The organism is Pseudomonas putida (assembly GCF_028682395.1).
Lineage (GTDB): Bacteria > Pseudomonadota > Gammaproteobacteria > Pseudomonadales > Pseudomonadaceae > Aquipseudomonas > Aquipseudomonas putida_AB.
Genome location: NZ_JANHLC010000001.1, coordinates 21,442 through 41,630 on the forward strand (window position 1 = coordinate 21,442; position 20,189 = coordinate 41,630).

Annotated in this window: 23 protein-coding genes and 1 tRNA gene; 6 read left to right on the forward strand and 18 right to left on the reverse strand. The window is 56.1% G+C overall.

The genetic code is table 11. The features are described 5' to 3' along the window. Window positions 1-33 precede the first annotated feature (33 nt). The 5 genes from NPS46_RS00100 to NPS46_RS00120 form a co-directional block, all read right to left on the reverse strand. Entirely contained in the window at window positions 34-1,245 is a 1,212-nt protein-coding gene (locus NPS46_RS00100; RefSeq protein WP_274104372.1) for an MFS transporter, read from the reverse strand. Window positions 1,246-1,305: 60 nt separating this feature from the next. Next, window positions 1,306-2,280, reverse strand: a complete 975-nt coding sequence (locus NPS46_RS00105) for a SphA family protein (RefSeq protein ID WP_274104373.1) — start codon at window positions 2,278-2,280, stop codon at window positions 1,306-1,308. 314 nt (window positions 2,281-2,594) lie between these two features. Then, a complete protein-coding gene (locus tag NPS46_RS00110) occupies window positions 2,595-3,461 on the reverse strand; it encodes an alpha/beta hydrolase (RefSeq protein ID WP_274104374.1) in 867 nt (288 codons plus the stop codon). Between the two features lie 43 nt (window positions 3,462-3,504). Beyond that, on the reverse strand, window positions 3,505-4,959 hold the full coding sequence (locus tag NPS46_RS00115) for an aldehyde dehydrogenase family protein (protein ID WP_274104375.1): 1,455 nt from the start codon (window positions 4,957-4,959) through the stop codon (window positions 3,505-3,507). A 64-nt stretch (window positions 4,960-5,023) separates the two neighbouring features. After that, window positions 5,024-5,950 (reverse strand): VOC family protein, encoded by a 927-nt coding sequence (locus NPS46_RS00120; protein ID WP_274104376.1) that lies wholly within the window; start codon window positions 5,948-5,950, stop codon window positions 5,024-5,026. A 221-nt stretch (window positions 5,951-6,171) separates the two neighbouring features. Here NPS46_RS00120 and NPS46_RS00125 point away from each other — a divergent pair, with 221 nt between their 5' ends. Then, on the forward strand, window positions 6,172-7,116 hold the full coding sequence (locus NPS46_RS00125; RefSeq protein ID WP_262166592.1) for a LysR family transcriptional regulator: 945 nt from the start codon (window positions 6,172-6,174) through the stop codon (window positions 7,114-7,116). 112 nt (window positions 7,117-7,228) lie between these two features. On the opposite strand, the gene NPS46_RS00130 is transcribed toward NPS46_RS00125, so the two are convergent. The 10 genes from NPS46_RS00130 to thrS all read right to left on the reverse strand — a co-directional run bounded on the left by NPS46_RS00130 (window position 7,229) and on the right by thrS (window position 14,917). Then, window positions 7,229-7,345, reverse strand: a complete 117-nt coding sequence (locus NPS46_RS00130) for a helix-turn-helix domain-containing protein (protein ID WP_274104377.1) — start codon at window positions 7,343-7,345, stop codon at window positions 7,229-7,231. Between the two features lie 101 nt (window positions 7,346-7,446). Further along, window positions 7,447-7,523, reverse strand: a tRNA-Pro gene (locus NPS46_RS00135). A gap of 91 nt (window positions 7,524-7,614) precedes the next feature. Beyond that, window positions 7,615-7,971: a MerR family transcriptional regulator gene (locus tag NPS46_RS00140; RefSeq protein WP_007920509.1), complete on the reverse strand. Its 357-nt coding sequence runs from the start codon at window positions 7,969-7,971 to the stop codon at window positions 7,615-7,617. Further along, a complete protein-coding gene (ihfA, locus tag NPS46_RS00145) occupies window positions 7,952-8,254 on the reverse strand; it encodes an integration host factor subunit alpha (protein ID WP_002553164.1) in 303 nt (100 codons plus the stop codon). The genes NPS46_RS00140 and ihfA overlap by 20 nt, the downstream gene beginning before the upstream one ends. A 3-nt stretch (window positions 8,255-8,257) precedes the next feature. After that, a complete protein-coding gene (gene pheT, locus NPS46_RS00150; RefSeq protein ID WP_274104378.1) occupies window positions 8,258-10,639 on the reverse strand; it encodes a phenylalanine--tRNA ligase subunit beta in 2,382 nt (793 codons plus the stop codon). A 36-nt stretch (window positions 10,640-10,675) separates the two neighbouring features. Beyond that, entirely contained in the window at window positions 10,676-11,692 is a 1,017-nt protein-coding gene (pheS, locus tag NPS46_RS00155; protein WP_274104379.1) for a phenylalanine--tRNA ligase subunit alpha, read from the reverse strand. A gap of 110 nt (window positions 11,693-11,802) precedes the next feature. Next, window positions 11,803-12,159, reverse strand: coding sequence for a 50S ribosomal protein L20 (rplT, locus tag NPS46_RS00160; protein ID WP_007905879.1), 357 nt, complete (start codon window positions 12,157-12,159; stop codon window positions 11,803-11,805). A gap of 29 nt (window positions 12,160-12,188) precedes the next feature. Beyond that, window positions 12,189-12,383, reverse strand: a complete 195-nt coding sequence (gene rpmI / locus NPS46_RS00165; protein ID WP_002553160.1) for a 50S ribosomal protein L35 — start codon at window positions 12,381-12,383, stop codon at window positions 12,189-12,191. Between the two features lie 60 nt (window positions 12,384-12,443). Then, complete coding sequence (gene infC, locus NPS46_RS00170; RefSeq protein WP_274105366.1) at window positions 12,444-12,995, reverse strand: translation initiation factor IF-3; 552 nt, start codon at window positions 12,993-12,995, stop codon at window positions 12,444-12,446. Further along, window positions 12,995-14,917 carry a threonine--tRNA ligase gene (thrS, locus tag NPS46_RS00175; RefSeq protein ID WP_274105367.1) on the reverse strand — a complete coding sequence of 641 codons (1,923 nt, stop codon included), beginning with the start codon at window positions 14,915-14,917 and terminating at the stop codon, window positions 12,995-12,997. The genes infC and thrS overlap by 1 nt, the downstream gene beginning before the upstream one ends. Window positions 14,918-15,303: 386 nt before the next feature. Between thrS and NPS46_RS00180 the strand changes: the two genes are divergently transcribed. Together NPS46_RS00180 and NPS46_RS00185 are read left to right on the forward strand one after the other, a co-directional pair. After that, the gene (locus tag NPS46_RS00180) at window positions 15,304-15,600 is read left to right on the forward strand and encodes a hypothetical protein (RefSeq protein WP_274104380.1); all 297 of its coding nucleotides are present in this window, start codon (window positions 15,304-15,306) and stop codon (window positions 15,598-15,600) included. Between the two features lie 294 nt (window positions 15,601-15,894). Beyond that, window positions 15,895-16,107, forward strand: a complete 213-nt coding sequence (locus tag NPS46_RS00185) for a cold-shock protein (protein WP_003179963.1) — start codon at window positions 15,895-15,897, stop codon at window positions 16,105-16,107. A 70-nt stretch (window positions 16,108-16,177) separates the two neighbouring features. Here the strand turns inward: NPS46_RS00185 and NPS46_RS00190 are convergent, their stop codons facing one another. Beyond that, window positions 16,178-16,486, reverse strand: coding sequence for an I78 family peptidase inhibitor (locus tag NPS46_RS00190; RefSeq protein WP_274104381.1), 309 nt, complete (start codon window positions 16,484-16,486; stop codon window positions 16,178-16,180). Between the two features lie 167 nt (window positions 16,487-16,653). Next, entirely contained in the window at window positions 16,654-16,959 is a 306-nt protein-coding gene (locus NPS46_RS00195) for a hypothetical protein (protein ID WP_274104382.1), read from the reverse strand. Window positions 16,960-17,365: 406 nt separating this feature from the next. Here NPS46_RS00195 and NPS46_RS00200 point away from each other — a divergent pair, with 406 nt between their 5' ends. The 3 genes from NPS46_RS00200 to NPS46_RS00210 all read left to right on the forward strand — a co-directional run bounded on the left by NPS46_RS00200 (window position 17,366) and on the right by NPS46_RS00210 (window position 19,584). Beyond that, window positions 17,366-18,454, forward strand: coding sequence for an asparaginase (locus NPS46_RS00200; RefSeq protein ID WP_274104383.1), 1,089 nt, complete (start codon window positions 17,366-17,368; stop codon window positions 18,452-18,454). 154 nt (window positions 18,455-18,608) lie between these two features. Further along, on the forward strand, window positions 18,609-18,890 hold the full coding sequence (locus NPS46_RS00205) for a DUF1654 domain-containing protein (RefSeq protein WP_274104384.1): 282 nt from the start codon (window positions 18,609-18,611) through the stop codon (window positions 18,888-18,890). A 4-nt stretch (window positions 18,891-18,894) separates the two neighbouring features. Continuing rightward, window positions 18,895-19,584 (forward strand): endonuclease I family protein, encoded by a 690-nt coding sequence (locus NPS46_RS00210; RefSeq protein ID WP_274104385.1) that lies wholly within the window; start codon window positions 18,895-18,897, stop codon window positions 19,582-19,584. Between the two features lie 33 nt (window positions 19,585-19,617). On the opposite strand, the gene NPS46_RS00215 is transcribed toward NPS46_RS00210, so the two are convergent. Next, the gene (locus NPS46_RS00215; RefSeq protein WP_274104386.1) at window positions 19,618-19,962 is read right to left on the reverse strand and encodes an SPOR domain-containing protein; all 345 of its coding nucleotides are present in this window, start codon (window positions 19,960-19,962) and stop codon (window positions 19,618-19,620) included. Between the last annotated feature and the right edge of the window lie 227 nt (window positions 19,963-20,189).

A 20,189-nucleotide genomic window follows, 5' to 3' on the forward strand; every position in this document is an offset into this window, starting at 1 on the left:
GGCCCAGATGGCACTTCTAAACAATCAACGTCATTACGCTGAGGCATTCACCGCGGTCGTGCGCTGAGCCCAAAGTGGCACGGTGCCGCGCGCCAGAATGGGCAAACGCACCAGACAGGCAAGCAACCCGAGCACGATCACCGCGGCCATGGAAATCGGCGCTTCGTGGCTGATCACCGCGAAACAGATCGGCCCGCTGAGCAACACGCCCAGTAAGGTCAGTTGGGTAACCAGACCGCTGGTGGCGCCGATACTGGACTCCGAAGGCGCAACATTGGGCACGAAAGACCACATGCCCGTCAGCACACCGCTGAAGAACATAAGAAACCACGAGCAGGCAATCGAAGCTGCAGCCCCAATGGGCAAGCTGTAAATGGCAATGGCGGGAATGCCCGTGGCGAGGATCGAAAATACACCGACTTTGACGGGCGACAATCGGGTCTGAAGTAACTTGCCGAAGGTCAGGCAGCCGATCATGTTCAACACCATGGCAACGATATTGCAGCCGTTGACGAACATCAGGTCTGCGCCGTATTCCTTTTGCAGGTACGGCCCAAGGGTCGAAATAATGCCGACATGCAGAAATGCGTCACCGCCGATGGAGATGCCCAGCATGTAGGGCCAGGGCGAGCGTATGACACGTCCCAGACCGCTGATCCTGGAGCGCTGCTCGGAAGGCTTCTCGCGAGAAGGTATCGATGCCATCAACATAAGAATGACCATGAAGGCGACGACGCCGTGCGCGATGAATTCATAGCGCCAATTGCCTGCGACCCAGCTGGCCGTTAGAAACGGAACAATCATGCTCATGGGGACAAACGTCGCCCAGACTGCAATCGCCATATGCCGCTGGACTGCCGGGGTCACGCGGATCAGCAACGTAATCGCAGACACCGACATCAGAACATAGCCGAGCCCATTGATGACGCGCCCCGCCAGGAGCATCGTCAGGTCGCCGGCGCTGACCACCAGTACATCACCTGCGACCAGGACAAAGGTGCCAATGATCAACACAAGCTTGTCGCCAAAACGGTCCACCAGATACCCCACCGCCAAGGCCCCGAGGACAACCATTAACGACGGCAGCGACACGATCAGGCCCACCATGGCCGGGCCGTCGGGATGAAACTCCGCTGCAATCGAGTCGAGAACAGGAATGGCACCGCCTACCGACATCGCAGCCAGCACTCCCAAACTGTAGATGACAAGTAACTTATAAAGCGCAGATTCAAATAATTTGTTCATGCTTACTCCAGTGCTTACTTGCGAAAAGCATTACACCCATCAACTCAAACAAACGGAGGCTTAAAACACATGAATCCAGCGCAGGCCCAGACTGAATCCGGAAATCGTGTTTTTCGCCGTCACCGGGTTATAAGCATTAACAAATAGAATGTTTTTCGAGTCTACTTGCCATGTCGCACCTGGCCCAATGGCAAAACTGGTCGTGCGACTATCGCTGATGCGATGCCCATTCTCCTCGTCGTCCGAAATCTGTTTGAAGTAGTAGCCGTTAACACCGACCCGCACATGCTTCCAGAACTCATACGACGTGGTGAAGTTCGCCCATACCGCTTCGCCAGCCTGGAAACTTTCAATGCCGGGTGCTGGTGCATTAGGCGAGTTGTTGGTGCCGTTATAGAGATAATGAAGACGGGTCGACATTTCGACTTTGGGCGTCGGCATATAAGTCATCGCCCAATAAGGGTTGAACGACCAGAAACCCGAACCTACCGTCGCGGCACGCTTGTCGTTATATGAGCCCGTCGGTGCAATTGCCGTAAGCGCGAAGCGCTGCACGAATACCGGACGCCCATCGCGTATCACGGGATCCATCTGCAGGTAAGGCCCGAAAGTGACATCGCCGAACCGTGTTCCACTGTCCGAATCGAAAGGCACCATGCTGTCGTCTTTTTCCGTCGCCTTCACGTGGACAAGAGGCAACAGAGCTTCAAAGCCGAGATTCCCACCCAACAACCGGTACGGAGAGGTATATGACAAAAGAGACGTCAGCGCCTGACTTTCCACTTTGGGGTCATTGAAAATGACCTTCTGATCGCCGCCGTAATCGCTGATCTTGTTAATGTCTTTATATTGATAAAGTTCGATCAGGGTAAAACCCGGATCGTTTCGCCCGAAACCATCCATGAAGCTGGTGCCCCCCAGGTTTATCCCGGTTGGCTCGTAAGTAGAGGCGTGGACAGAACTGCAAAATACGAACACTACAGCCAGTAGCAAAATATTCGAGTGGGCGCGTTTGCAAGGAGAAACCTTATTCATCAAATACATCCTTCGCTATTAATTATTTTTGTTGGCAAAGCAGGAATCGAAAAACCTGAAACTCTTCATCATTTTTCTTTGGCCGAGCGCAGGACATGGCCGCTGCCATTCATCGACCAGGAATATTGAATCGTTACACTGCAACTTTATTTCAAATGCAGGCCAAGGCTCCGGTGTTGACCTGAGTTATCGCGCCGCAAGTTAAGGATGCGGCGAGAATCTCGAATATAAACCTCGATCACATCCGGTCGTTGAGCATTTCCACTAGCTGGAAACGAGTTGGCTTCGGCGCCATTTCGATGCACAAGACGAGGCTACTCGCTGACTGGAAAGTATCGCGCTAACCATCCCTGCAAGATCGAAGTCAGGCGTGTGCCACCGTCAGCAAAAGGGAAATGGTCGACTTCGGTCAGCAGAATCAGCTCGGCGCCCTTTCCGGCGTGCTGAAAAACTTCGATAGCCTGTGAAGTCGGGGTCACACTGTCGTTCGCCGAATGCAACAGCAGCAGTGGGCGTGGCGCCAACTGGTCGATGACATCCTTGGGCCGGAAACTGCAAATGCTGGCCATGGTTTCCGCGGTGAAGTCCATTATCGAACCGGGCGGCAAATGATTGCGCAGGTGTTCTGGCACCGGAACGATGTCCCAGCGCTTGACCATCAGGCTCTCACCAGTCTGTTCGCGGTGACGCAGGCCTTTTTCCATGGTTTGCGTAAATCGCTCCCAGGCTTCGGGCGAAGGATGCTGATCCTGAGACTTGCGCAAGCCATCGCCCCAACCGCCCAGCGCCACCACTCCGGCAACGCGGATATCCACCGCACCGGCAAAAATGCCCACGGCAGCGCCAAAGCTCTGGCCGCTGAGCAGAATACGTCCGTTGGCCACCTCAGGTTGCGCAGCGAGCCATGTGACCACATTGCGCGCATCGGCGACCTGATCCTGGCAGATGATGCGCCCCGGCTGTCCACCGCTTTCACCACAACCGCGCATATCGAAGCGCAGCACTACATAGCCGAGTTTCTCGTACAGCAACGCTTCGACGACGTGGGTTTCGCCATCCTTGTTGCCGCCAAAACCGTGCATCACGACCACGGCAGGCAGAGGCCCCTTGGCGTCGTCCGGCACGTGCAACACGCCAGCAAGTTGTAAGCCATCGGATGGGATTGATACGGGGATTTGCATGTACTTCTCCTGGTCAGAAATTTTTGGGTGTGCGCCGAATGCTTCACAGCAACGCGGCTATAACTTTTTCGTGGGTGACATCGTCCAGGCCGTTGGTGCCGTTCTCCTGGCCGTAACCACTGTGCTTGATGCCTCCCCAGGGCATGGACGGGTCGATCAAACCAAAGCCGTTGATCCAAACGGCACCTGTGCGCATTTGCCGGGCGAGGCGATGGCCTTCACTGAGTTCTCGCGTGAAAATCCCGGAGCTCAATCCATAGGGGCTGTCGTTGGTGATTGCCACAGCTTCATCCACATCGTCGAAGGGGATGATGCATGCCACCGGCCCGAAAATTTCCTCTCGGGCAATGCTCATCGCGTTAGTTCCGATAAACAGACACGGCTCGACGAAATAGCCAGGACGATCCACGCGACGACCACCGCAGACTTTCTGCGCGCCCTCCTCTTCCCCGTGACGACAGGCGTCGAGTATTCGGTTCAAGGCTCGCTGGCTGATCACGGGGCCCAACGTCGTGTTCGGGTCCAGCGCATCGCCGATGACTTGCGTCGAAATGATCGCCAACAGGCGCTCGACCAATTCATCGACCCGGCTGCGATGAACAAGCAAGCGCGTACCGGCGGCGCATATTTGTCCCTGGTTGGCGAGGAAGCCCATCGCCAGGATCGGGGCCGCAACGGCCAGGTCGGCGCTATCAGTGATCAGTTGCGCGGCCTTGCCGCCCAATTCCAGGGTCAAAGGCTTGAGAGTCTGCGACGCTTGCATGGCCAGGATGCGCCCCACCGCGCCACTACCAGTGAAACTCAGCTTGGCCAGGAGCGGGTGATTGGCCAGCGCGCTACCCGCTACCGAGCCAATGCCGGGCACAATATTAAATGCCCCTGCGGGAAAGCCGGCCTCCAGAACCAGACTGGCAATATGCAAAGTGGACAGGGGCGCCTCTTCCGCCGGTTTGAGCACGACCGAATTACCCGCCGCCAAGGCCGCCGCCGCTTTCCAGCCGACATACATGGTCGGCGCGTTGTAGGCTGCAATTGCCCCGATGACGCCCAGCGGCTCACGCACCGTATAGGCAAGTACCGGCCGACCGAACATCTTCGGAACACTGATACTGCGTCCGTCCAGTTTGTCCGCGTAGCCCGCAAAATATCGCAGCGTGCGCACGAGGTTAGGTACGTCGGCAAGGCGTGACATGCCGATGACCTTACCGTTGTCGATACTTTCCAGACGGGCAATCCGGTCCGCATCGCGTTCCACCAGGTCTGCGAGACGCAGTAACAATCGCCCTCGTATGCAGGCCTCTGTTGCCCCCCATTCGCCCTCGAAAGCCCGATGTGCCGAGCGCACTGCGCGGTCGATATCTTCCTCCCCCCCGGCAGCCACCTCAGTAATGAACTGCTCGGTGGACGGGTTGATCACCGGCAGCGTGGCCCCCTTGGCCGCATCGACAAATTGATTATCGATGAAAAGCTTTTCCTGAAAGTCAGACACCGCAGACATTTCTATCTCCTGTACAGAGGAAACGGGGCCGCAGCCCCGGTTAAAAAAATGATCGGGGTGCCGATTAGCGGTCCAGCTCAGGCGTTTCGAAGTTTTTCGCGAAATCCAGCGGCTCGGATTCGCCCCAAATGCTTCGGGTACCGACTTCCAGCCAATCCTGCGGCTCCCAGTTCGCCTGCGGCCCGATGTAGTCCATGTCGGCGAAGTACTCGTGCATGCTGTTCCATGGATCGCGGATGTACGCAAAGGTATTGGAGCCGACGAAGTGACGCCCAGGGCCCCAGCCAGGGATATAACCCTTGTTGACCATCTGCCGCGCCCCCGCGCCGACTTCATCGGTGGTGCCGACATCGAAACCGACATGGTGCAAGCCGTAGGTATTGGATTTGCCAAAGGCGACGATGTGGTGATCGCTGCCGGTGGACGAGTGAAGAAAATTCAGGAAGGAAGCAACTCGATCCGAAAGGCGCATACCGAACATCTCGTTGTAAAACTCAACCTTGCGATTAGGGTCGGTGGAGAACAGCACCACATGGCCCATTCGCCTCGGCTTGGTTGGTTTTTCGTCGAGCAACTCGCTGCGTCCGCTACGCGCTGTTCGATTGTCCAGGGTGTTGTAGGTCACGCGTGGGGCCGTGTCCCAAGGCGCTTCTTCGGCGCACTTGATGTTGGTCAGCATGCCGTCGAAATCCCGGAGCCAGATGCCTTCGGGTGGGACGTTGGCCGGTGGTTCGAGCAGCTCGATCCCGGCCTGTTCCAGACGCTGGGTGATGCCCGCCAGCGACTCGCTATCGGTACCAAAGCTGACATAGGTCAGTCGCTTGCGCGGGCCCTGGGTCAGGATGACCTGATCCTGGTCGCGACCGAAACAGCGGCACACCAGGGTGCCATCGCGATAGAACGTGTCGAGGCCAAAGTCTTCATAGAAAACCCGGGCAATTTCCAGGTCCGGAACACTCATGGAGAAATGCTGAATATTACGAATCGTCATGGCGACCCTGTCCTTTTTCTTGTGGTGATTGATCGTCGGGAAACGATGTCGCATCACGGTAAGGGCGTCGATAAACAGGGTCTAATCAAAAGAATGCACGCGCACGTCACATCGATAACTTTTGGCATCGAACCAGAGGCGACGACTGCACGGCGCAGATCGTTCCTTCACGGGCGCTGAGCGGATTGCTAGTATCCGGCCAAACCTTCAGGGCAAGCGCTGTGATCATCGACCCCCGTCACCTTATCCAGCTTCATGTCATCGTCGAGCTGGGTTCCTTTCATTCCGCTGCCGGGCGGCTGGGCCTGACCCAGCCCGGACTGAGTCGCAACATCCGCTTGCTCGAATCACGACTGGGCGTGCAGTTGCTGGTGCGCGGCAAGCACGGCGCCCACCCCACGGACGAGGGCAAGGCACTGGCCTCCTACGGGCGCAAGCTGTATGAACTGAGCCAACAGGCTTCCACGGCCGGCACGTCTCTACGCCAGGGGGATGTCGGTGAACTGCGTCTGGGGGCGTCGTTCTCGATGGCCAACAGTCTGATTGCCGAGCCGGTCAGCCGCTTTCTCATAAACCGGCCAAAAGCCTCGATCCGCGTAACACCAGGTTCGACCTTACAACTGCTGGAGAAACTCGACAGCGGTCAGCTCGATCTGGTGATTGGCGGTACCCAGATGCTGCCGCCCGAGCACGGGCTGCGTTTTGAGCCTCTTTTGGAGAACAATCTGGAGGTGATCGCTCGCATCGATCATCCGCTGGCACACGCCGACGCTGTGACACCTGCCGAGTTGCGTCACTATCGATGGGTCGCGTGCCTGGAACCCGACCCTCTTCGCTGTGATGTCGATGCAGCAATGGTCTCGCTGGGTGTGATGCGCGGCGCCATTGCCATGGAAACAGCCTCCCTGAGTTTGCTCAGCGAGGTGCTTGAGCGGACCGACTTTCTGAGCCTGATCCCAAGTCCGGTCGCGCTCTCACTGGTTCGGTCCGGGCGCTTCAGTCGCCTTGCAGTGCACAATCGATATCCCTTGCGCCCATTGGGCATCGCTTCCCGTGCCGACAGCCAGACTTCCCCTTTGAGTAATGCGTTTATTCAAGCCCTGCGCGAATGGGCACGCGATCACCAGCACGACTTGGAAATACGGCACGCATTGGCCTTGCCTTAAGAATCGGGAGGTCAGTTCGACGGGCGGTCGAAGCGTCTGATTCTTGCCGTCCTCCAGCACACCCGGTCAGGCCCCCCACTCAAACCGCGAAGTGCGTCGCGGTCGAGGAACTTCACTGCCCGCGCTGGCCAGCAATGACCCCTTGGCGATGCCAGTCGGCCAGCGGACGGCTGATGTTTTCTGCGCGTACGCCAAGTTTGATCGCCAATTGGCGATGGCTCAGCGGCAATTGAAATGCCTTCCACCCAGAGCCGGTGATTTTGTAGGGGTAAAAACGATCGAAGTTAAAAAAGGGTCGCGAGATAAAATCTCGCAACCCTTTGAATTATATGGTCGGGACGGAGTGATTCGAACACTCGACCCCTAGCACCCCATGCTAGTGCGCTACCGGACTGCGCTACGCCCCGACTAGGCGTGAAACTCGCTCTCACAACATCTGAGAACGCTCAGGAATATAACGCAAGCTTTTGAAATATGGAAGTATTTTAAAAGATGAATTTATTTCTTGAGCACCACCAGAACGTCCTCCAACTCGGAGATCATCTGGCGGATCAGTTGTTTGTACTGGGTGGTGTCATCTTTGGCTTCATCACCGGAGAGACGCAGCCGCGCCCCGCCGATGGTGAACCCTTGGTCATAAAGCAGCGCGCGGATCTGCCGGATCATCAGCACGTCTTGGCGCTGATAATACCGGCGATTTCCGCGACGCTTCACGGGGTTGAGTTGAGGAAACTCCTGCTCCCAATAACGCAGCACATGCGGCTTGACCGCACAGAGCTCGCTGACCTCACCAATGGTGAAGTAGCGTTTTCCCGGAATGACCGGTAGCTCGTCGTTATGACTTGGTTCCAGCATAAGCCTCAACTCGGGCCTTCAACTTCTGCCCTGGACGAAAGGTGACCACACGGCGAGCCGTGATCGGGATTTCTTCTCCCGTCTTTGGATTGCGGCCAGGCCGCTGGCGTTTATCGCGCAAATCGAAATTGCCAAAACCTGACAATTTAACCTGCTCGTTGTCTTCGAGAGCGTGCCTGATTTCTTCAAAAAACAGTTCGACCAATTCCTTGGCCTCCCGTTTATTCAGGCCCAGCTCTTCATAAAGACGTTCCGCCATTTCAGCTTTCGTCAGAGCCCCCATACGTCACTTCCTTAACGTGGCGTTCAACCTTTGTTCGAGCGAGGTGAGGATAGCTTGCGTTGTAGAGTTCACCTCATCGTCATTAAGAGTGCGTGATGGATGCTGCCAGGTCAAGCCAACTGCCAGGCTTTTTCTATGGGGATCAATGCCTTTGCCCTGGTAGACGTCAAACAGCCTGAGGTCCGTGAGCCATTCACCGGCGTTTTCGCGAATCACATCCAAGACTGCGCTAGCAGAAACATCGCGATCAGCCAGCAATGCCAGGTCTCGCCGAACCTCTGGGAAGCGCGACAACTCCTGGAACTTGGGCATGCGACCCAAAGCGACTTCGCCCAACACCAACTCGAACACATAAACCGGGCGATCCAGCCCCAGTGTTTTCGCCAGTTCTGGATGAATAGCGCCCAGGTAGCCGACTTCCCGCCCATCACGCTCGATCCGTGCAGTCTGACCAGGATGCAACGCTGGATGCTTGCCCGGGACAAAGCTGAATTGGTCCGCCGCACCGGCAAACCCCAGCACCGCTTCAACATCAGCCTTGACGTCAAAGAAGTCCACGCCATCACGACCTTGCGCCCAGCCTTCCGGCAGGCGGCTTCCGCAAACGACACCGGCCAACATCGGTTGCTGCTTCAGGCCTTCCAGTTGCCCGACAAAACGCAGGCCACTTTCAAACATACGCACGCGATCCTGTTGGCGATTCAGGTTGTGCTGCAGCGCCTTGACCAGACCGGGCCACAGGGAAGAACGCATCGCCGCCATATCGACCGATATCGGATTGAGCAGCAACAGCGGCTCAACGCCCGGATTGAACAGCTCGAACATCTTCGGATCGATAAAGCTATAAGTCACAGCCTCCTGATAGCCTCGGGCAACCAGAAGACGACGCAAGGCCGGCAGATCGCTCTGCGCTTCAGCCTTGGCCTGGGGCGCCAGACGCGCCTGCGGGTAACGAACCGGCAAACGGTTGTAGCCATACAGCCGCGCCAACTCTTCGATCAGATCGACTTCCAGGCTGATATCGAAGCGATGGCTCGGCACTTCGACTCGCCATTGGCCTGCACCATCAGCAGAAATCTTCAGACCCAAGGCCGCAATCAGGCGCTCGACTTCGCCAGCGTCCATTTCCAGACCCAGCATTTGATCGATACGCGCCGCACGCAGAGTGATCGGCGCAATCGCGGGCAGATGCTCCGGGCTGGCGGACTCGATGATCGGCCCCGCTTCCCCGCCGGTGATCTCCAGCAACAGGCCCGTCGCGCGCTCCATGGCTTCGCGGGCCAGGTTCGAGTCGACACCGCGCTCATAACGGTGTGAGGCATCGGTATGCAAACCATAAGAACGAGCTTTGCCGGCAATGGCAATCGGATCGAAAAACGCACTTTCCAGGAATACATCCCGCGTTTTTGCGGTGTTGACGCCGCTGTGCTCGCCGCCCATCACACCCGCGATCGCCAAGGCACGCGTATGGTCGGCAATAACCAGGGTATCGCTGCGCAAGCTGACTTCCTGGCCGTCGAGCAGAACGATCTTCTCGCCCTCCTCGGCCATGCGCACACGAATTCCACCGTTGATTTCAGCCAGATCGAATGCATGCAGTGGCTGGCCCAGCTCCAGCATGACGTAGTTGGTGATATCGACCGCAGCGTCAATGCTGCGCACATCTGAGCGACGCAGGCGTTCAACCATCCACAACGGAGTCGGCTTGGACAGGTCGACGTTACGTACAACACGCCCTAAATAACGTGGGCAAGCCGCAGGCGCGAGCACCTCGACCGAGCGCACTTCATCATGCAATACCGCAGCGGCAGGAACCGCAGGACGCTTGACCTCGGCAGCGTACAAAGCGCCGACTTCACGCGCCAGACCGGCCAGGGACAAACAGTCGCCACGGTTAGGCGTCAGGTCAACTTCGATGCTGGCATCTTCCAGATCCAGGTAGACCCGAAAATCCTCGCCAACCGGAGCGTCGGCCGCCAGTTCCATCAACCCGTCATTACCCTCACCCACCTGCAGCTCGGCCGCCGAACACAACATCCCGTTCGACTCGACGCCACGCAGCTTGGCCTTCTTGATTTTGAAATCACCGGGCAACTGCGCACCAATCATGGCAAACGGAATTTTCAGCCCTGGGCGCACATTGGGCGCGCCACAGACGACCTGAAAGGTCTCCGAACCATTACTGACCTGGCACACTCGCAGCTTGTCTGCATCCGGGTGTTGTTCGGTGCTCAGCACTTCGCCAATGACTACACCGCTAAAAACGCCGGCAACCGGGGTAACGCTATCGACCTCAAGGCCGGCCATCGACAGACGAGCAACCAGCTCATCGCGACTTACCTGCGGGCTTACCCAGCCGCGCAGCCATTGTTCACTGAATTTCATCCTGCTCTCCTGAAAGATTCGTTACGGGCGTGCGACCTAGCGAAATTGCGCGAGGAACCGCAAGTCGTTGTCGAAGAACAGGCGCAAGTCATTCACGCCGTAACGCAGCATGGCCAGGCGTTCAACCCCCATACCAAAGGCAAAGCCCGAAAACTCCTCCGGATCGATCCCGGACATACGCAGCACATTGGGATGAACCATGCCGCAGCCCATCACTTCAAGCCAGCCGGTCTGCTTGCAGACACGGCAGCCCTTGCCGCTGCACATCACGCATTCCATATCGACTTCTGCGGAAGGCTCGGTAAACGGGAAGAATGAAGGACGGAAGCGAACTGCCAGTTCTTTTTCAAAGAACACGCGCAGAAACTCCTCAATGGTTCCCTTCAGGTCGGCGAAGTTGATATCGCGGTCGACCAGCAGGCCTTCTACCTGATGGAACATCGGGGAGTGAGTAATATCCGAGTCAGAGCGATACACACGACCTGGACAGACGATCCGGATCGGCGGTTGCTGCGACTCCATCGTACGTACCTGTACCGGCGAGGTATGGGTACGTAGCAACATATTGGCATTGAAGTAGAACGTGTCATGCATCGCACGGGCCGGGTGATGGCCTGGGATGTTGAGCGCTTCAAAGTTGTGATAATCGTCCTCGACTTCAGGACCTTCGGCGATGCCATAGCCGATATGAGTGAAGAACTGCTCGATACGCTCGAGGGTGCGCGTGATCGGGTGCAGCCCGCCAGAAGTCTGGCCACGGCCCGGCAGGGTCACGTCGATGCATTCGGCAGCAAGCTTGGCACTCAGCTCAGCCTCTTCGAATGCCGCCTTACGGGCATTGAGAACCTCTGTCACACGCTCCTTGGCGACGTTGATCAGCGCACCGACTTGCGGACGCTCTTCGGCCGGCAGATTGCCCAGGGTCTTCATCACCTGAGTCAACTCGCCCTTCTTGCCAAGGAAGTGAACCCGGATCTGCTCCAGGGCATTGATATCTTCAGCGTGTTGCACGGCCTCAAGTGCTTGAGAGACCAGCGCATCCAGGTTTTCCATGTACAGACTCCAGATACGAAATAGGGGAAGAGCTTGAAGGCTCTTCCCCTATTTATGACGTTTAACACCTGGGCTCACAAAGGTGGGCCCAGATGATTGTCGGTGGGTACTTAAGCCAAGGTGGCTTTAGCTTTCTCGACAATCGCAGCAAACGCCGCTTTTTCGTTCACTGCCAGATCAGCCAGAACCTTACGGTCGATCTCGATGGACGCTTTTTTCAGGCCGGCGATGAAACGGCTGTAGGACAGACCGTTGATACGAGCACCAGCGTTGATACGAGCGATCCACAGAGCGCGGAACTGACGTTTTTTCTGACGACGGTCACGGTAGGCGTATTGGCCTGCCTTGATTACCGCTTGCTTGGCAACACGGAATACGCGCGAGCGTGCACCGTAGTAGCCTTTAGCAAGTTTCAGAATTTTCTTGTGACGCTTACGGGCAATGACGCCACGCTTTACACGAGCCATGAGCTATTTCCTCTAGTCTTAACCAAAAATTAACGAAGGCGCAGCATGCGCTCGACTTTTGCCACGTCGGACGGATGCAGCAAGCTGCTACCGCGCAGTTGACGCTTACGCTTAGTCGACATTTTGGTCAGGATGTGGCTCTTGAAAGCGTGCTTGTGCTTGATACCGTTAGCAGTTTTCAGAAACCGCTTAGCAGCACCACTTTTAGTCTTCATCTTTGGCATGTTCGGATACTCCGCATTCAGTTGATAAACATAACCGCAAGGCCTGCCGTGCCCTGGTGGTTACTTCTTCTTTTTCGGGGCGATGACCATAATAAGCTGGCGTCCTTCCATCTTAGGATGCTGTTCGACCGAGCCGTATTCAACCAGGTCAGCTTCAACCCGCTTCAACAACTCCATCCCCAGCTCCTGGTGGGCCATCTCACGGCCGCGGAATCTTAACGATACCTTGGCCCTGTCCCCATCACTCAGGAAACGTACCAGGTTGCGCAGTTTTACCTGGTAATCCCCTTCCTCCGTCCCTGGACGAAACTTGATTTCTTTAACCTGAATCTGCTTCTGGTTTTTCTTCGCCGCTGCAATCTGCTTCTTCTTTTCGAAGATAGATTTGCCATAGTCCATCACCCGGCAAACGGGCGGGACTGCGTCGGCAGAGATTTCTACCAGATCTAGCTTGGCTTCTTCAGCAATACGAAGCGCTTCATCAATCGAGACGATGCCAACCTGCTCGCCGTCAGCGCCAATTAACCGAACCTCGCGTGCCGAGATATTCTCGTTGATCGGGGCCTTCGGTGCAGCTCGTTTATCTTGTCTCATTTCACGCTTAATAATAATTACTCCGAATCTTGGCGACCACGCCGGGAAACCGCTTGAGCGAGAAAATCAGCGAACTGGGCGACGGGCATGGAGCCCAAGTCAACACCTTCACGCGTACGCACAGCGACAGTTTGCGTTTCAACCTCCCGATCTCCGATAACCAAGAGATAGGGAACCTTGAGCAAAGTATGCTCGCGGATTTTAAAGCCGATCTTTTCATTTCTCAAGTCGGACTTGGCACGAAATCCGCTTTCCGCGAGAGTTTTTTCCACTTCCAGGGCAAATTCTGCCTGTTTATCAGTGATATTCATGATCACTGCCTGGGTTGGAGCCAGCCACGCAGGGAACGCGCCTTCGTAATGCTCGATCAAAATACCGACGAAACGCTCGAAGGAACCGAGAATCGCCCGGTGCAACATCACCGGGTGCTTACGGCTATTGTCCTCGGAGACATACTCCGCCCCCAAACGGATGGGCAGGTTGAAATCGAGCTGCAGAGTGCCGCACTGCCAGACGCGACCCAGGCAGTCCTTGAGCGAAAATTCGATTTTCGGCCCGTAGAACGCACCTTCGCCCGGCTGCAGGTCATACGGCAGGCCTGCGCTGTCGAGCGCCGAAGCCAGCGCGTGCTCGGCACGGTCCCACAAATCATCGGAACCCACACGTTTTTCGGGACGAGTGGAGAGCTTCAGTTCGATATCCTTGAACCCGAAGTCGGAGTAGACATCCAGCGTCAGCTTGATAAAGGCGGCGGACTCAGCCTGCATCTGCTCTTCGGTGCAGAAGATATGCGCGTCGTCCTGCGTAAAACCGCGGACCCGCATGATCCCGTGCAAAGCACCCGATGGCTCGTTGCGATGACAGGCACCGAACTCGGCCAAGCGCATCGGCAGCTCGCGGTAGCTTTTAAGACCTTGATTGAACACCTGCACATGGCAAGGGCAGTTCATCGGCTTGATCGCGTAGTCGCGATTTTCCGACTCGGTCGTAAACATGTTCTCGGCGTAGTTGGCCCAGTGCCCGGACTTTTCCCACAGGCTGCGATCAACAACTTGAGGCGTCTTGATCTCCAGATAGCCGTTATCGCGCTGAACCTTGCGCATGTACTGCTCGAGCACTTGGTACAGCGTCCAGCCATTCGGGTGCCAGAACACCATGCCCGGCGCTTCTTCCTGGGTATGGAACAGGCCCAGGCGCTTGCCTATCTTGCGATGGTCGCGCTTCTCTGCCTCTTCGATACGCTGGATATACGCCGCCAGCTGCTTTTTATCGGCCCAGGCCGTGCCATAGATACGCTGCAACTGCTCATTCTTGGCATCGCCGCGCCAGTAGGCACCGGAGAGCTTGGTCAGCTTGAACGACTTCAGAAACCGGGTATTCGGCACGTGCGGGCCACGGCACATGTCGACATATTCTTCGTGGTAGTACAGCCCCATCGCCTGCTCATTGGGCATGTCCTCGACCAGGCGAAGCTTGTAGTCCTCGCCACGCGCGGTAAAGACCTCGATAACCTCGGCACGCGGGGTGACTTTCTTGATGACGTCGTAATCTTTCTCGATCAACTGCTGCATGCGCTGCTCGATCGCAGCCATGTCATCAGGCGTGAAAGGACGTTCGTAGGCGATATCGTAGTAAAAGCCCTCGTCAATGACCGGACCAATGACCATTTTCGCCGTTGGGTACAACTGCTTGACCGCGTGCCCTACCAAGTGAGCGCAAGAGTGGCGAATAATTTCCAGCCCCTCTTCATCCTTTGGCGTAATGATTTGCAGGGTCGCATCGCTATCAATCACATCGCAGGCATCGACCAGCTTGCCATTAACCTTGCCGGCAACAGTTGCCTTGGCCAGGCCGGCACCAATGGATGCGGCGACTTCGGCCACGGAGACCGGGTGATCGAACGAACGCTGACTGCCATCGGGCAGAGTAATAGTTGGCATGGCGCCTCCTCTCCTAGTGGTGACCCCTACCAAAGGTCACATCGGTTGGGATGAGCCAGTACGCGGTCGATTCTCGGCCGTTCGTTATGAACGCCTGCCTCACAGTGGCAAGAGCCTGATGGCCAACCGGGAACTGAACCAGAGTGACTGGAGTTCACATCAAGAAAATTATGACCTTAAAAGCCACGAACGCTGAAATGTCCGCTGCCTGAAAATAGTCAAGCGCGCCAACATAGCACAGATAGACGCGCCTGATGGGGCCAGGGCACATCCGAGCAGATAAATCGGCCACTTCTATGCGAAATTCTGAACTTGAGCTTCACTTCAATCCTCAAATACCCAGAGAACCGCTCTCAGCCTCGATAGACTTTCAAGGAGCAATCAGAATGCGCTTTCATCACATGCTTGCACTAGCCGCCCCCTTTGCCCTTCTACTGCCGATCAACGCCCAAGCTGCCTGGCCTGCCGGCGAGAAAGCCAACTATATGAAGGATTGCGTCGCAGCCGCCAGCCAAAGCGTCGACGCCAAGACCGCGACATCGCACTGCGAATGCGGCGCCAACGTCCTGGAGAAGAAATTCACCACAGACGAGATCAAACAGTTGCTCAATACCAAGACCCCACCACCGCCTGCGCTGCGCGACAGAGCACTGACCGAAGTCTCGGCGTGCAAGGTCAAGTAACGGCCTCTGGAGGCTTGCGTGCGGTTACCACGCGAGGGAAAAACCGCCTCCAGATCAATAAAAATCAATCTTTACGCAGCTTTTATGGGTTTTTTTAACAGGCTAATTTTTTGCCAAAACCCTTTAATTACGGGGCTTTCAGCCTGCTCGGCGAACGTTTTGGATATGCCTGACAAGCAAACCGGCGCCAGGGGGGGCTCCCAAGTCGAACATTTCGACTATGATAGCCCGGTGTGCCCAGTTGGCCTGAGCAGCACAGCACTACTGAAAATATATGTTTCTTGGAGATACACCATGTCTAATCGCCAAACCGGCACCGTTAAATGGTTCAACGATGAAAAAGGCTTCGGCTTCATCACTCCTCAAGGTGGCGGTGACGACCTGTTCGTACACTTCAAAGCTATCGAAAGCGACGGTTTCAAAAGCCTGAAAGAAGGCCAAACCGTTTCCTTCGTGGCTGAGAAAGGCCAAAAGGGTATGCAAGCTGCACAGGTTCGCCCGGAGTAATTTTCCGCGAACTAAAAAAACCCCGTCCAAGTGACGGGGTTTTTTTTGCCTACGAGCAATCGCGATGGCCTTAGCCGCAGTTGACCCGAGTCACCACGGCATTCTCGTCGGCATTAAGATTCAATCGATCAGAGCGGTACTCGAGCGTGACCACATCATGGGGCCCAAGTACTCGCGCAGTCTGCGCCCCGGAGCGCGTACGCGCCTGCTCCAGCAATTCACGCGTAGCCTGCTTACCCACCGCGAATTCAGCTGCCTTTGCTTCGCAGCGGCCATGCCCACCTTCCGCGACAGGCGCTTTATCCGCCTGCGATGTGCTACAGCCTGCCAAAACGAGCGCAGCGAACAATGTTCCAAATGATGCAAATTTCCAGGGCATGACGCCTCCTTCGATAACATGAGCAGAGCGATTGCGACAACGAGCGACTCCAATGGTTGCGCCGAAGCTCGTTGAAAGATCCAGTAACGAAGCATCAGCTTGCCCGAGCCACCAGCAAGCCCCCACTCAAAAGCGTGACAAAATATGAAATCAACCGAGCGCGCCGCTCAATAAATATCAATGTAGTCAAAAGGCGGATCTGGCCAATTCTGCTTCAACGCGTTGAAAACTTGCGTCACCCAAACGTCATCACTCGCTGCAATCGCCCCGACACATCCCGACCCCGCAGCCCAGGTCTCGAGGCGAAACCGTAGCCCCTCGATATCCTTGCCCCCGACGACACCCGAAGAGATGTAGGCATTTCCCGCCTTGGTGACCCTCAACTGGGTATGCACATCATCACTCGCGCTGGCCAGCAACTGGCGAACCGCCATCAAGGTCAAGCCATCTGGATTGTTTAGATCAATCTGCATGTCCCCACCCTAGTCTCTCAATCTTGCGCGAAGTGTGACACGAGCCAGACCACGACCTAAACAACTGCGCCTTTGGATACCCACAGAAAAATAGCAGCAGGTCCGGTAGCTACCCGTAGACCGAAGGCTGCTCTTGCGTGCACAGCCACGACCTCTTATCTCCCAACGAAACTCATAGGACTCACAGCTACGGACTTCCGAACACCGACCGCGCATTTGTTCGGAATACCGGATCCAGAATCAGCAAAAAGATCAAAAATTAATAATAAATCCTTTAAAAACAGCATGTTGAAAACTTAACTCCATCATCCTATCAGATGGTATAGATCCTGCTATCAATCCCAGGGAGCCTGGATCCAGGCTCACAGCAAGTCCTTGTAAGCCCCATCTAATAAGAGAAATAATAATGAACACAGCGTTGAAAACCTTTGCTCCGGGCGCCCTCGCCCTTCTTATGCTGTTCCCCACGCTCAGCTCCGCAAAAGAGACCGAGACCCAGCATAAACTGGCCAATGTCGTCATCCTCGCCACCGGCGGCACCATTGCCGGCGCAGGCGCCAGCGCCGCCAACAGCGCCACTTACCAGGCAGCCAAGGTCGGGATCGAACAACTGATTGCCGGCGTACCCGAGCTAAGCCAGGTTGCCAATGTCCGAGGCGAACAGGTGATGCAGATCGCCTCGGAAAGCATTACCAATGAAAACCTTCTACAGCTCGGGCGCCGCGTCGCAGAGCTGGCCGACAGCAAAGATGTCGACGGCATCGTCATCACCCATGGCACCGACACGCTCGAAGAGACGGCCTACTTCCTCAACCTGGTAGAAAAGACCGATAAACCCATCGTAGTCGTAGGCTCCATGCGCCCGGGCACTGCAATGTCTGCTGACGGTATGCTCAACCTCTACAACGCCGTTTCGGTGGCTGGCAGCAAGGAGGCTCGCGGCAAGGGGGTACTGGTCACGATGAACGACGAAATTCAGTCGGGTCGGGACGTCAGCAAGATGGTCAACATCAAGACCGAAGCGTTCAAGAGCGCCTGGGGTCCAATGGGCATGGTGGTCGAAGGCAAATCCTATTGGTTCCGCCTACCGGCCAAGCGCCATACCACGAACTCCGAGTTCGACATCAAGACCATCAAAAGCCTGCCTGATGTGGAGATTGCCTACTCCTATGGAAACGTCAGCGACACCGCTTACAAGGCCCTGGCTCAATCCGGCGCCAAGGCAATTATCCACGCAGGCACAGGCAACGGCTCTGTCTCCTCGCGCGTAGTCCCCACTCTTCAGGCCTTGCGCAAAGACGGCGTGCAAATCATTCGCTCCTCTCACGTCAATGCTGGCGGCTTCGTACTGCGCAACGCAGAACAGCCGGACGACAAGTATGACTGGGTCGTGGCCCACGACTTGAACCCACAGAAAGCTCGCATCCTCGCCATGGTCGCCCTGACCAAGACCCAGGACAGCAAAGAACTGCAACGCATGTTCTGGGAATACTAAGTCGATCCAGGCCGCTCGCCCGCAATGGTGCGAGCGGCTTTCATTCACACCTGCCGACCTTCATCCCTCCCCCTCATCCCCCCATACTCAGCGCACGTAAACCGCGGTCAAAACCCTATAAGCAGTTGCGAAAATCCTTACAGTTAAATACTGTATGTGCGTACAGCTTATTAAGGATTTTTTCGTGGCAAACAATCATTCAGTGGCAACTGATACTCAAAGCACCTACGAACAACTGGGCCTGCGTGTACAAAAAATCATTAATTCAACCACGGCACAAAAAAGTCGAAGCGCCCTTATTTTTCGTCAACCCCATGAGTCCGAAGCTGACTGGGAGCAGTTGCTGGAGGAAATAGCGGAAAACGACAACGTGACTCTCGCCCATCGCGACGATGGCGGCATACACATTTTCTGGGTAGTGCCGAAGGAAGACTGAGTCAATGATTGTTCGCCCCCTCGCACTGATCTGCCTGCTCACCTCTGCCCAGGCGCTGGCGGATGCCCCCAGAACCTTCAACGAAGCCAAGAAGGTCGCCTGGAAGCTCTACGCCCCGCAGTCCACCGAGTTCTACTGCGGCTGCAAATACACGGGAAATCGAGTCAACCTGGAAGCCTGCGGCTATGTGCCGAGAAAAAATGCCAATCGGGCGGCGCGTATCGAGTGGGAACATATTGTTCCCGCCTGGCAGATCGGCCATCAGCGTCAATGCTGGCAACAAGGCGGGCGCAAGAACTGCGCACGCAATGACAAGGCGTTCAAGCTGGCGGAAGCCGACCTGCACAACCTGGTCCCCAGCATTGGCGAGGTCAATGGCGACCGGAGCAATTTCAGCTTCGGATGGCTGCCGACGCAAACCGGTCAGTACGGCTCATGCTTGACCCAGGTCGACTTCAAGGCCAAGAAAGTCATGCCGCGCCCTTCAGTCCGAGGGATGATTGCCCGCACCTACTTCTACATGAGCAAACAGTACGGCTTACGCCTGTCCAAACAAGACCGTCAGCTCTACGAAGCCTGGAACAAAACCTATCCGGTTCAAGCCTGGGAACTGCAGCGCAATCAAACCGTTGCCTGCGTGATGGGCCGCGGCAATGAGTTCGTCGGCCCCGTCAACCTGAAGGCCTGCAGCTAGCCTCATGCCCGGCAGCAGCCCTGGTGCAGCGATTCACGGGTATTCAATGACCTGTGAATCGATGTCGAGCTTGGCCGACAACACCGCCTTCTTCTCCTGAGCTTCGGCTTCGGTCGCAAAAGGCCCGATCAGAACCTGATCGACGCCGTCAATCTTGGCAATATGCGAACTGAAGCCATGCTCGATTAATCGAGCGGTCAAATCGCTGATGGCTTGCACTGGCCCATCGACCCGCACATTCCATCGCGCCGAGACCGGCTCAGCGGCCGCTGAACTGATAGTCGCCCCAGAGAGCACAGCCTTGGGCGCCTCGACCTTGGCGCTTTCACCACAGCCAGCCAGGGCCAGAACAGCCACTACGATCACTAATCTGCGCACAACCTTGCCTCGATCTCACCTGAAAGGATAATTTTATCATCATGCATTCAGTTACAACCTACCCTTAAGAGAGTCAGGAGCCGGTTTTTTCGGCTTATTTCCTACGGTTTTTCAAGCAGCGGGAATTAAATACTGCGACTATGCATCTGAAATTAGGCATCCACTCATATGCACTTCGCAGTAATCTGCCTGTAGGACCTGACCTGCACGACAGGCAAAGGTGCCTT